This window comes from Stenotrophomonas sp. STEN018 (assembly GCF_056760235.1).
The window spans coordinates 50,506-62,162 of sequence record NZ_JBRREK010000013.1 but is presented as its reverse complement, the minus strand read 5'-3'; the positions used below and the strand labels follow the sequence as shown (position 1 = coordinate 62,162).

10 protein-coding genes and 4 tRNA genes are annotated in these 11,657 nt (G+C 60.6%); 1 reads left to right on the top strand and 13 read right to left on the bottom strand.

All coding sequences use genetic code 11. The annotated features are described in order from the left end of the window. Positions 1-223: 223 nt before the first annotated feature. The 13 genes from rplL to ACVOMB_RS07255 form a co-directional block, all read right to left on the bottom strand. On the bottom strand, positions 224-589 hold the full coding sequence (gene rplL, locus ACVOMB_RS07315; protein WP_303749025.1) for a 50S ribosomal protein L7/L12: 366 nt from the start codon (positions 587-589) through the stop codon (positions 224-226). Positions 590-652: 63 nt separating this feature from the next. After that, a complete protein-coding gene (gene rplJ / locus ACVOMB_RS07310; protein WP_481516756.1) occupies positions 653-1,189 on the bottom strand; it encodes a 50S ribosomal protein L10 in 537 nt (178 codons plus the stop codon). 465 nt (positions 1,190-1,654) lie between these two features. Then, positions 1,655-2,353 carry a 50S ribosomal protein L1 gene (gene rplA, locus ACVOMB_RS07305; protein WP_481530572.1) on the bottom strand — a complete coding sequence of 233 codons (699 nt, stop codon included), beginning with the start codon at positions 2,351-2,353 and terminating at the stop codon, positions 1,655-1,657. 4 nt (positions 2,354-2,357) lie between these two features. After that, positions 2,358-2,786, bottom strand: coding sequence for a 50S ribosomal protein L11 (rplK, locus tag ACVOMB_RS07300; RefSeq protein WP_057630030.1), 429 nt, complete (start codon positions 2,784-2,786; stop codon positions 2,358-2,360). A gap of 194 nt (positions 2,787-2,980) precedes the next feature. Beyond that, a complete protein-coding gene (gene nusG, locus ACVOMB_RS07295) occupies positions 2,981-3,541 on the bottom strand; it encodes a transcription termination/antitermination protein NusG (RefSeq protein ID WP_057630031.1) in 561 nt (186 codons plus the stop codon). A gap of 10 nt (positions 3,542-3,551) precedes the next feature. Beyond that, positions 3,552-3,962: a preprotein translocase subunit SecE gene (gene secE / locus ACVOMB_RS07290; RefSeq protein ID WP_481530571.1), complete on the bottom strand. Its 411-nt coding sequence runs from the start codon at positions 3,960-3,962 to the stop codon at positions 3,552-3,554. A gap of 50 nt (positions 3,963-4,012) precedes the next feature. Beyond that, a tRNA-Trp gene (locus ACVOMB_RS07285) sits at positions 4,013-4,088 on the bottom strand. Positions 4,089-4,192: 104 nt separating this feature from the next. Beyond that, on the bottom strand, positions 4,193-5,383 hold the full coding sequence (gene tuf, locus ACVOMB_RS07280) for an elongation factor Tu (protein WP_481530570.1): 1,191 nt from the start codon (positions 5,381-5,383) through the stop codon (positions 4,193-4,195). Between the two features lie 48 nt (positions 5,384-5,431). Next, positions 5,432-5,507 (bottom strand) — tRNA-Thr (locus ACVOMB_RS07275). 38 nt (positions 5,508-5,545) lie between these two features. Beyond that, positions 5,546-5,619 (bottom strand) — tRNA-Gly (locus ACVOMB_RS07270). Positions 5,620-5,647: 28 nt separating this feature from the next. After that, positions 5,648-5,733: transfer RNA gene (locus ACVOMB_RS07265), tRNA-Tyr, on the bottom strand. A 137-nt stretch (positions 5,734-5,870) separates the two neighbouring features. After that, positions 5,871-6,890, bottom strand: a complete 1,020-nt coding sequence (locus tag ACVOMB_RS07260) for an isoaspartyl peptidase/L-asparaginase family protein (protein ID WP_481530569.1) — start codon at positions 6,888-6,890, stop codon at positions 5,871-5,873. A gap of 187 nt (positions 6,891-7,077) precedes the next feature. Beyond that, the gene (locus ACVOMB_RS07255) at positions 7,078-8,121 is read right to left on the bottom strand and encodes a cyanophycinase (RefSeq protein WP_481530568.1); all 1,044 of its coding nucleotides are present in this window, start codon (positions 8,119-8,121) and stop codon (positions 7,078-7,080) included. A gap of 162 nt (positions 8,122-8,283) precedes the next feature. Here ACVOMB_RS07255 and ACVOMB_RS07250 point away from each other — a divergent pair, with 162 nt between their 5' ends. Next, positions 8,284-11,073: a TonB-dependent receptor plug domain-containing protein gene (locus tag ACVOMB_RS07250; RefSeq protein WP_481530567.1), complete on the top strand. Its 2,790-nt coding sequence runs from the start codon at positions 8,284-8,286 to the stop codon at positions 11,071-11,073. Positions 11,074-11,657 lie beyond the last annotated feature (584 nt).

The following is an 11,657-nucleotide window of genomic DNA, read 5'->3' as shown; positions in this document are numbered from 1 at the left end:
GCCAACTCGCTTGTATCGGCTGCGGGTCACTCCATCGTCTGGAGCGCAGCGCCTGACACTTGCCACGTTGGTCTTTCTGAAGCTTGCCGAGCATGGCTCGGCACTACCCCGTTGCAACCAGGCACGCCCGGCATTACAACGGTTTGAAACGACCAAAGGCCGGGGGCTTTACGCCCCCAGCCTTGGCTGCATCGCCGTGAATCGATGACGATGCAAGAACTGATTACTTCAGCTCGACGGTCGCGCCGGCGGCTTCCAGTTCCTTCTTGAACTTGTCAGCGTCTTCCTTCGAAGCGCCTTCCTTCACGACGCCGCCGGCTTCAGCCAGGTCCTTCGCTTCCTTCAGGCCCAGGCCGGTGATGGCGCGGACAGCCTTAATCACTTCGACCTTCTTCGCGCCGGCATCCTTCAGGATGACGTTGAATTCGGTCTGCTCTTCAACAACAGCAGCCGGGCCAGCAGCAGCAACTGCAACCGGGGCAGCAGCCGAGACGCCGAACTTCTCTTCGATGGCCTTGACCAGCTCCATCACTTCCATCAAGGACTTTTCGGCGATCGCGTCGACGATCTGATCGTTGGTAAGGGACATTTTGATTACCTTTTAAAAATATTCTGGATTGAGGTTCCGTTCGGAACCACGTGGACGTCGAGCTTAGACAGCTTCGGCTTCAGCGGCCGGCTCGGCAGCTTCTGCTGCACCGCCTTCCTGCTTTTCACCGATTGCCTTGATGGCGCGGGCGAACATGGTGACCGGCTCGGTCAGGACGCGGGCCAACATGGCCAGTGCCTGATCACGGGTCGGCAACGATGCCAGCACGTCGACGTGGCTGGCCGGGAAAACTTCCCCGCCGATTGCCACGACTTTCGCCTTCAGCTTGTCGTTACCCTTGGCTGCATCCTTGATCAGGCGACCGGCTGCGCCGGGCTCCTCAAGCGAAAACGCATACAGCAGCGGACCAACCATCTGGTCTTTTGCAACTGCGAAATCGGTGCCTTCAACGGCGCGCGAGGCCAGCGTGTTCTTGACAACTTTCAAGAAAACACCGGTTTCGCGGGCCTGCTTACGCATCGCGGTCATTTGAGCGACCGTGGTGCCAGCGTATTCGGCTGCGATCAAGGAGTGAGCCTTGGCGGCGATGTCTGCCAGCTCGGCGACTACTTCTTGCTTCTGGGACAGATTGAGAGCCATTGCACTCCTCCGTTTAAGCGGGGACTGGGGATTCGGAACCAGCGCAGGCGGATCAACCGCACCGCCGATAACGGACCACAAATCTCTGCTTCAAACATATTCCGCTTACGGCTCCTAGCCGTGTGCGGTCCTGGGCGGCATCCGTCCTGGACGCCGGGAGCATCGGGTGATGCTCCGGTGGTGGCCGTTCTAGAGCTGGAGTGTGCAGACCTGGGCGAACCCAGACGTACGTGAACCAGAAAAATCCAGAAGGGCGGCACCATCTACGCAGGGTGATCCGAGAACGAATCGATTAAGCGACCTCGCTGTACCGGCGGCGACTCCCTGCCAGATCGAGCTTCCGTGCCCGTCGCCGATATGCGCTGACCGCGCCTGCGGTCTTTGACGGCTCCACGCAGGTGAACCTGCGCGACGCCTTCAAAATGACGGCCTCGGCACCAAAGGTACCGAGGCCGCTTTAAACAATTACTTCAGGGTCAGCGAGGACTGGTCAACAGTCACGCCCGGGCCCATCGTCGAGCTGACCGACACCTTCTGCAGGTACAGGCCCTTCGAGGTAGCCGGCTTGGCCTTGATCAGGTCCAGCAGCAGTGCCTGCAGGTTCGACTGCAGCGCGCCGTTTTCGAAGCTGGCCTTGCCGATGGTGCAGTGGATGATGCCGGCCTTGTCAGTGCGGTAACGCACCTGACCCGACTTGGCATTCTTGACGGCTTCGCCCGGATTGGCCGAAACGGTGCCGACCTTCGGGTTCGGCATCAAGCCACGCGGGCCCAGCAGGGTGCCCAGCTTACCGACAACGCGCATTGCGTCCGGGGTAGCAATGACGACGTCATAGTTCAGATCGCCGGCCTGCATCTTCTCAGCCAGGTCGTCCATGCCGACAGCTTCGGCGCCAGCGGCCAGGGCTTCGTCAGCCTTGGCACCGGCCGGAGCGAACACGGCAACGCGGACCGACTTGCCGGTACCGGCCGGCAGCACGGTGGAACCGCGCACCTGCTGGTCGGACTTCTTGGCGTCCACGCCAAGACGCACAGCAACGTCGATCGACTCGACGAACTTGGCCTTGGTGACGGTCTTCAGGATGTTGATTGCGTCCTCGAAGGCATACGCCTTACCCGGGACAACGGCGGCCTTGATGGCCTTCTCACGCTTATTCAGTGCCATCAGATTAACCCTCTACCACCAAGCCCATGGAACGGGCAGAGCCCGCAATCGTACGCACGGCGGCGTCAAGGCTGGCAGCCGTCAGATCGGGCTCCTTCGCCTTGCAGATTTCTTCCAGCTGCGCACGCGTCACCTTGCCCACCTTGTCGGTGTTCGGCTTCTTCGAGCCCGAAGAAATGCCAGCGGCCTTCTTCAGCAGCGTGGTCGCCGGGGTGCTCTTGGTGATGAAGGTGAACGTACGGTCCGAATAGGCCGTGATGATCACCGGCACCGGCAGACCCGGCTCCAGCTTCTGCGTTGCGGCGTTGAACGCCTTGCAGAATTCCATGATGTTCAGGCCGCGCTGACCCAGCGCAGGACCGACCGGCGGCGAGGGATTGGCCTGGCCGGCCTTTACCTGCAGCTTGATATAACCAACTACTTTCTTTGCCATTGAAGTGCTCTCCGGGTGCTAGCGCCTTACGACAACAGGCTCCCCATCGGACCGGGAATCACGCGTCCCGGCATCGCGTTATGAAATCGCACCAAAGGCCACCTCGCGGCAGCCCTTGATTTGCTCCCACATTGGGGAGCCGAAAATTGTAGCAGCTTTTTGCGACGCCACCTGAACAGGCGGCGCGCGCTGCCTCAGATCGCCTTCTCGACCTGGCCGAACTCGAGTTCGACCGGGGTGGCGCGACCGAAGATCAGCACCGAGACGCGCAGGCGGCTCTTTTCGTAATTGACTTCTTCGACAACACCGTTGAAATCATTGAACGGGCCTTCGGTGACGCGAACCATCTGGCCCGGCTCGAACAGCACCTTCGGACGCGGCTTCTCGACGCCCTCCTGAACGCGATTCAGGATGGCAGCAGCTTCGCTGTCCTGGATCGGCAGAGGACGGTCGGCAGTGCCGCCGATGAAACCCATGACCTTCGGGGTTTCCTTCACCAAGTGCCAGCTTTCGTTGTCGATGCGCGGGATGCCGGCTTCTTCATGGGTCTCGATCTGTACCAGCACGTAACCCGGGAAAAACTTGCGCTCGGAGCGGCGCTTCTGGCCTGCGCGCATTTCCACCACTTCTTCAGTGGGGACCAGCACATCACCAAAAAGCTCCTGCATCTCGTCACGCGCGATGCGATCACGCAGCGCCTGCGCAACCGACTTCTCAAAACCTGAATAGGCGTGAACGACGTACCAACGCTTCACAGATATCTCCTTAACGACCCAAGAACCACTGGGTCAGCTTCTGGATCACGAAATCAAAGCCACCCAGCAACAGGCTCAGCACGATCACCACCACTACCACCACCCACGTCATGCGGATAGCTTCCTGGCGGGTCGGCCACACAACCTTGCGCAGCTCGAAACGGGATTCAGAAAGGAACTCGATTGTCTGACGACCCTTCGTGGTCAGCATGAACACTGCACCACCAGCCACCAGACCCAAAACCACTGCCAGCGCACGCCACTGACCGGCCCACGCGCCCAACTGGGCAGCACGCGGCTGATCGGCAAACCAGAACCAGACAAACAGACCCGCCAGCACCAACAGCGCAGCGCCGACGTACTTGACGATATCACCGCCCGATGAAGCGGCGGACTTGGAATGTTCGATCTTGCTGTTCATCCGACTCTTGTAGCTGGTGCGACCAAGGTCACTGGATAGAGAGTTGCAAGTGGCACGCCAGGAGGGACTCGAACCCCCAACCTGCGGTTTTGGAGACCGCTGCTCTGCCAATTGAGCTACTGGCGTATGACTTGACTGTTGCACATCACCTTAGACGGCGAAGGCGGACCGAGTTACCCGGCCCGCCTTTCGCGCAACCAACAGCGTTTACTGCTGGCGCTACAGGCTTATTAAGCGATGATCTTTGCAACCACACCGGCGCCGACGGTACGGCCACCTTCACGGATTGCGAAGCGCAGGCCTTCGTCCATTGCCACCGGGTTGATCAGGGTGACGACCATCTTGACGTTGTCACCCGGCATCACCATCTCGACGCCTTCCGGCAGTTCGCAAGCGCCGGTGATGTCGGTGGTACGGAAGTAGAACTGCGGACGGTAGCCCTTGAAGAACGGGGTGTGACGGCCGCCCTCATCCTTGGACAGAACGTACACTTCGGCTTCGAACTGGGTGTGCGGCTTGATCGAACCCGGCTTGGCCAGAACCTGGCCACGCTCGACGTCGTCACGCTTGGTGCCGCGCAGCAGCAGACCGGCGTTGTCGCCTGCCTGACCCTGGTCGAGCAGCTTGCGGAACATTTCCACGCCGGTGACGGTGGTCTTCTGGACCGGACGGATACCGACGATTTCGATTTCTTCGCCGACCTTGATCACGCCACGCTCGATACGACCGGTCACCACGGTGCCGCGGCCCGAGATCGAGAACACGTCTTCCACCGGCATCAGGAACGGCTTGTCGACGTCACGCTCCGGGGTCGGGATCCAGCTGTCCAGTGCATCGACCAGCTTCAGGATGGCCGGCACGCCGATCTCGCTCTGGTCGCCTTCCAGCGCCATACGAGCCGAACCGTGCACGATCGGGGTGTCATCGCCCGGGAAGTCATACTTGCTCAGCAGCTCGCGGACTTCCATTTCGACAAGTTCCAGCAGCTCGGCATCGTCAACCATGTCGGCCTTGTTCAGGAACACGACGATGTACGGCACGCCGACCTGACGCGACAGCAGGATGTGCTCGCGGGTCTGCGGCATCGGGCCGTCAGCAGCCGAACAGACCAGGATCGCGCCGTCCATCTGTGCAGCACCGGTGATCATGTTCTTGACGTAGTCAGCATGGCCCGGGCAATCGACGTGGGCGTAGTGACGGTTAGCAGATTCGTACTCAACGTGCGCGGTCGAGATCGTGATACCACGAGCCTTCTCTTCCGGAGCAGCATCGATCGAGGAGTAATCCTTGAACTCGCCACCGAAGCGCTCTGCACCGATCTTGGTCAGCGCGGCAGTCAGCGTGGTCTTGCCATGATCGACGTGGCCGATGGTGCCGACGTTGACGTGCGGCTTGGTACGCTCGAACTTGCTCTTGGACATGGCTGCTTCTTCTCGGTAACAGGGTTAGTTGTGCACTATCTGCAAAGATGGTGCTCACGAAAGGAATCGAACCTTCGACCTCCTCCTTACCAAGGAGGTGCTCTACCGACTGAGCTACGTGAGCGAGTTGTCTATTATGCCGTGTTTTTTCGTTTCGTTCAATGGAGCGGGAGACGGGAATCGAACCCGCACCATTAGCTTGGAAGGCTAAGGTTCTACCGTTGAACTACTCCCGCACCGGGAAAACACGTCACAACATAAAACTGGTGGAGGGAGGTGGATTCGAACCACCGAAGGCGTAAGCCAGCAGATTTACAGTCTGCCCCCGTTGGCCGCTTGGGTATCCCTCCATTCCACTCCCTTGTCGAGGACCGCGGCCTTGCCGGTCAGGGGTGGGTGAGCTCGCTATTTTGGTGATCAGCGCCGATGCTGTCAACAGAAATCTTCACATTCGGTGAAATTTCTTTTCCGGCATCGGCGGTGCCGATCACTCGCCGGGCATCTTAATCTTTTCGTCGGCAAAAATCGCCACATGCGGCACACCATCTGCACCAATCCAACCGCGATACATGCCTTCGGTGTTGAACGGCATCGCAGCCTTGCCATCAGCAGACAACACGATGCCGCCGCCATCCCCGCCGAGCTCGGGAATGCGCTTGACGATCACTTCATCGCCGGCCTGTGCAGGCGTTTCCTTCAAGTACTTCATGCGCGCACAGATCTCATGCGCGACGGACAGGCGGATGTAGTACTCACCCCAGCCCGTGCCGGATACCGCGCACTGGTCGCTGGCATAGGTACCGGCACCGATGATCGGCGAATCACCAACCCGTCCATAGCGCTTGTTGGTCATGCCCCCCGTGGAAGTGCCCGCCGCAAGCTTGCCCTGGCCATCCAATGCAACTGCACCGACGGTGCCGAAATGCTTGGCTGTTTCCAGGTCAACATGAGCCTGCCCTGCAGCTTCTTCCTTCAATGCGCGCTGCAGCTGCTCCCAGCGCTTCTCGGTGCGGAAGTAGGACGGATCGACAAGCTCGATCTTCTGCTCGGCGGCGAACAGCTCCGCGCCCTGCCCCACCATCATCACGTGCGGCGAATGCTCCATCACCGCGCGTGCAAGCAGGATCGGATTCTTGACGGTGTGTACACCGGCAACTGCACCGGCACGCAGCGTGGCGCCATCCATCAACGAGGCATCCAGCTCATTCTTGCCGTCATGGGTGAACACCGCACCCCGGCCTGCATTGAAGGTCGGATCGTTCTCCAGCACGGTGATCGCGGCAGTGACTGCATCCAGCGCAGGCTTGCCAGCAGCCAATGCCTGATGCCCCTGGCGCAACGCCTCGGTCAACGCCGCGCGTGCTGCACGCTCTTCTGCAGCGCTGAAATCCTTGCGCTCAACCCCTGCCCCACCGTGAATGACCAGCAATGGAGAAACCTCGGCTGCCGCAGCGCCCCCCGAGGACAGCGACGCCAGGCCCAGCAGTACTGCAGAAGTCAGCTTCATGTTTCTTCACTCCCGAATTGAACCCTGATTCTAGGCAGGTGCCCGCCACTCTGAACAGTCACCAACGTCGCCTGCCCCCTCTTTCCGACACCAGCCGAGCCCACGCCCGCATTCCGCCCCTGCAGCAGCCACTCCCAAGGGCAACAAAAAAGGGGCCGAAGCCCCTTTGTCTGTTGATCGTGAACGCTCAGTTGGGATGCAGCTCCAGCTCGCCTTCGACGACGCTGGCCATCGTGGTGAATGCAGCGTTGTCCACCTTGAATCCATCCAGATGCAGGCGACTACCTGCACCCACGCCGGTTACCGGGATCGAACTGAACTCCAGCGGCTCACCATTGCTCAGGCGATCTGCGGTGCGCCGCGGCATCACCAGCCACGCATAGCCGTCGTTCAAGGAATATACCTGGCCACGGCCGTCGGCCTCCACGCACAAGGCGGTGTCTTCATCGACACCGATGCCGACGATGTCGTCCTGGCCCTTTTCCTGCGCGGCACGGGCGACAAACACGATCAAGCGGCCCAGACGATCACGTTTGGCGAAGTGGGTATCGGTCACCACGTTGGACAGATACGGCATGGTCAGGAAATCCCTGTCCATGGTCACCTTGCTACCCATCGGGTCACTCAATGCGGTCGGTGAATTGACACTGCCGCCGTCCAACGCGCCATAGGCATAGCCACCAAGGATCGCCAAGCCAGCACTGGTACCGCCGATCGGCTTGCCAGCACGGACGTGTTCGTTGAGCAGGGTGTTGAGCTCGGTCCCCTTCCAGAAGCGGATGTAGCGCGACTGGTCGCCACCGGCGATGAAGATCGCATCGGCACCGCGCACCACCCGCAGCACGGCCGGGTCATCGGCCGCCTTGCGGCTGTCGAACACCAGCGTCTGTACCGCAGTGACACCGCCAATGTCGTAGTACAGCTCCTTCTGCAGGTTGTCGTCACCGGAGGCGCGCAGGATCACCACGCGGCCGTGCCCGGCGCGCTTCACCCACCACTCAAACGCTTCGGGGACCCAGTCGCCGCCGCCCATCAACATCATGGCCGCCTCGGTCTTGCCCGGGCGCGGCGCAGCCAGATCCCCTACTTCGTAATACCGGTAGCCAGCAGCACTGATGCCACGCGAATCCTCGGCATGAAGCATGCCCGCCGCAGCGATAGCCGCCACAACCAGCGCCAGCCGCCCCAACCAGGAATTCTTACGTTTCATAACAACCTCTATCTGATGCATGTAACCGCTTACAGCTGTAATGCCAGACTTTCCGGCAGTGGTCAAGCGTGTAAAAAAGGTGTTAGATGATGCCAACCCATTCACATTACAGACAGGGTTAGGCGGCATTCCCCTACATGCCGACGGGAAAAATCCGGACACTTTTCATCAGAGAGCTGATTCATGCGTAAGCACGCAATGGTGTGTTCAATCCAACTGGCCCTGCTGTCAATGGCCGCCCCCGCCCTGGCGCAGACCGCCACCCAAGGCCAACCGCAACAACTCGACACGGTGCAGGTCACCGGCTCGCGCATCCCGCGCGCCCAGGTGGAAGGCCCGGCACCGGTCACCGTGGTAACGGCCGAACAGATCAAATCCGCCGGTTTCACCTCGGTCCCGGACGTATTGCGCTCGCTGAGCCAGAACAGCGGCAGCACCCAGGGACAGCAGAACACCACCGGCGCTCAGTCCACCCCTGGCGCGCAGGCAGTCGATCTACGCGGCCTGGGCCCGAACCACACCCTTGTGCTGGTCAACGGCCGTCGCATCGCTGACTTCCCGCTGCCGCTCAATGGCCGCAGCAACTTCACCGACGTCGGCAACATCCCGTTGGGCATGATTGACCGGATTGAAGTGCTGACCGGCAGCGCATCGGCCGTGTACGGCTCCGACGCCATGGCCGGTGTCATCAACTTCATCCTGAAGAAATCCACCGATGGCACCACCATCGATTACCGCTTTGGCGACACCAGCCGTGGCGGTGGCTCATCGCACAACTTGACGCTCACAACTGGCTTTGAGAAGGACAAGTTCAGCGGCATTATCGGCGTTGAACTGATCGACAAGCGCCCACTGTGGGGCACCGACCGCAGCGTGCAGGATTCGACGCTGGATTCGCCGGCTGCAGAGCGCCGCCTGCCGCGCCTCATCGCACAGCTGCAGAACTGGGACGACGACGAAAACATCGCACCGGCCGACGGCTGCGCTGCCATGGCAGGCCTCAACGGCGGTACCACCGTGCTCGCCGAGAACGACCTCGGCCCGTACTGCGGCAGCGAGCGTGCTATTGCGTATCGCACCATCCAGAACGAGCGCAAAGGCTTCAATGCCTATGGCTCGTTCGAGTACCGCTTCAATGACGCCCTGTCATGGTTTGCCGATGTCCAACTGGGCCAGCAGAAGGTCAAGCTGCTGACCGGCACCAACAGCAATGACGTCGCCAGTGACCACATGGGCTGGGAGTTCCATGACCCGAACTCGGCCGGCAATTACCGCAACAAGATTTTCTACAACGCCACCACCGAGCGTTATGAAAACTGGGCGCGCCAGTTCAGCCCAGAGGAAGTCGGCGGCCTGAGAAACCGCATGAACACCACCACCCAGAAGACGTTTGCGGTGACCACCGGCCTGAAGGGCATGATCGCCGAGGCATGGAACTGGGAAGCGGCCTACAACCACTCCCAGTACAAGGCTGACGTCAAAATGCCGCGCATCAAGGCGGCTGCAGCCAATCGCCTGTTCCTGGGCGAGCTGCAGGGCTATGACGATGACGGCATCGCGATCTACACCCCGGATCCGGCACGGCTGTTCACGCCACTGACCCAGGCCGAGTTCGCCTCGATCGCGGCAATGTCCACGTTCCGCCCGGAAGCCAAGAACGACAACCTCAGCTTCACAGTAGACAACTCCTCGCTGTTCTCGATGCCCGCTGGCGATGTCGGCTTCGCAGGCGCCATCGAATACGGCAAACAGTCCTATGAGATCAACCCTGACCCGCTGGCATTGACCGAAGACGCCTATTACGGCCCGCGCTACGGCGATGGCCATGGCGACCGCGACCACTGGAGTGCGGCCGGCGAATTGCGCGTGCCGCTTGCCTCGACCCTGCAGGCAAGCGTGGCCGGGCGCTATGACCGCTACAGCTACGGAAACAGAAACCCGGGCAAGTTCACCTACAGCGCCGGCCTGGAGTGGCGTCCGCTGGATACCTTGTTGCTACGCAGTTCCTACGGCACCGGCTTCCGCGCGCCGGACATGCACTACCTGTTTGCCGGGAACGACTACTACCGCACCCGCTTCGCCACCGACTACTTCCAGTGCCGCAGCGCCGAGCCGGGCGTCACCGATGGCTACTGCTACGACGACGGTAGCTATGACGGCAGCACGTTCGATGTCTACAGCGGCAACATGAACCTGGATGAGGAAACCAGCAAGTCGTTCTCCGCTGGTTTTGTCTGGTCGCCGGTGGCCAATTTCGATCTGGCGGTGGATTACTACAAGATCCAGATCGAGAACCAGGTACAGACGCAGGACCGCGAGTTGCTGCGCATCACCGAAGCCAACTGCCGTCTGGGCAGCACCGACAGAGGCGCAGCGGTCGACATCAACTCACCCACCTGCGTGGACGCCTTGGCACGCGTGATCCGTGACGGCGACGGCAACATCACCAGCGTACATTTCGGCCCGATCAACATCGCCAACGAGGAAACCTCGGGCATCGATGTGGCCGCCAACTACCGCTTGCAGACCGCAAACGCCGGTGACTTCAGCTTCACCGGCCAGTACAACTGGACCCACCGCCACACCCGCCAGCAGTTCCCGGGTGACCCGAAGGAAGACATGCTCGATGTCAGCTTCAGCGCCACCACGCTGCCGCGGGTGAAGTCGAACCTGGGCGTCAGCTGGGACAAGGGTGCCTGGGGTGCCAGCCTGTTCGGCAGCTATCTGGGCCGGGTTGCCAACTACGACAACGATGCGTGGACTGAAGCTACCTGGCGCTTCAACGCCGGCGCGCGCTACGACATCACCGACCATCTGCGTGTATCCGTGTCGATCAACAACCTGTTCGACAAGATGCCGCCGAAGGACCCGACCTGGTCGAACTACCCGTACTACGACACCTCCTGGTTCGACAGCATGGGCCGCAGCTACTACGTGCAGCTCACCTGGAAGCTGGGCGGCAAGGCGCTGTAAGGCCAGCCCGCATGTAGTGCCAACAAGGCCCGCCACTGGCGGGCCTTGTTGTTTGTGCAGGCCTTGGTAGTACCACCAGCCGACACTACCTGGACTGCACAGTGGCAGCTCTTCTCCACAACCGCTGTGCGCAATGGATGGGGAAGGTTGTGGACAACTGCGTGCAGGACTTGCGCTGCAAGGCTTTCAAAATGGTGGTGAATTTTTAACCAATGTACTACAGCGAAGACAGGCGGCTTTTTTGTAGGAGCGGCGTAAGCCGCGAAGCTCGTACATCAACAGGTGGCACAGGCTCCCGCGGCTGCAGGAATATCAGCTTCGCGGCTTACGCCGCTCCCACAAGCAAGCGCTGGCTACTCAACTTGTGGGAGCGGTGTGAACCGCGAAGCATGTACATCGTCAGGTTGCATGGGAGCTTGGAGCTTCAAGAAGGCCAGCTTCGCGGCTTATGCCGCTCCCACAAGCAACTCTGTTGCGCACAGGATTTCTCCACAGCCGCTGTGTGCAATGGATGGAGAAGGCTGTGGACAACTGCGCGCAGGCCCTGCGCTGCAAGGCTTTCAAAAAAGTGATCAAATTTTGAC

Bases quoted from the DNA above. Each gene is read 5' to 3' on its own strand.
- rplL (WP_303749025.1), bottom strand. From the start codon at position 589: ATGTCCCTTACCAACGATCAGATCGTCGACGCGATCGCCGAAAAGTCC.
- rplJ (WP_481516756.1), bottom strand. From the start codon at position 1,189: ATGGCTCTCAATCTGTCCCAGAAGCAAGAAGTAGTCGCCGAGCTGGCA.
- rplA (WP_481530572.1), bottom strand. From the start codon at position 2,353: ATGGCACTGAATAAGCGTGAGAAGGCCATCAAGGCCGCCGTTGTCCCG.
- rplK (WP_057630030.1), bottom strand. From the start codon at position 2,786: ATGGCAAAGAAAGTAGTTGGTTATATCAAGCTGCAGGTAAAGGCCGGC.
- secE (WP_481530571.1), bottom strand. From the start codon at position 3,962: ATGAACAGCAAGATCGAACATTCCAAGTCCGCCGCTTCATCGGGCGGT.
- tuf (WP_481530570.1), bottom strand. From the start codon at position 5,383: ATGTCCAAGAGCAAGTTCGAGCGTACCAAGCCGCACGTCAACGTCGGC.
- ACVOMB_RS07260 (WP_481530569.1), bottom strand. From the start codon at position 6,890: ATGAAGCTGACTTCTGCAGTACTGCTGGGCCTGGCGTCGCTGTCCTCG.
- ACVOMB_RS07255 (WP_481530568.1), bottom strand. From the start codon at position 8,121: ATGCATCAGATAGAGGTTGTTATGAAACGTAAGAATTCCTGGTTGGGG.
- ACVOMB_RS07250 (WP_481530567.1), top strand. From the start codon at position 8,284: ATGCGTAAGCACGCAATGGTGTGTTCAATCCAACTGGCCCTGCTGTCA.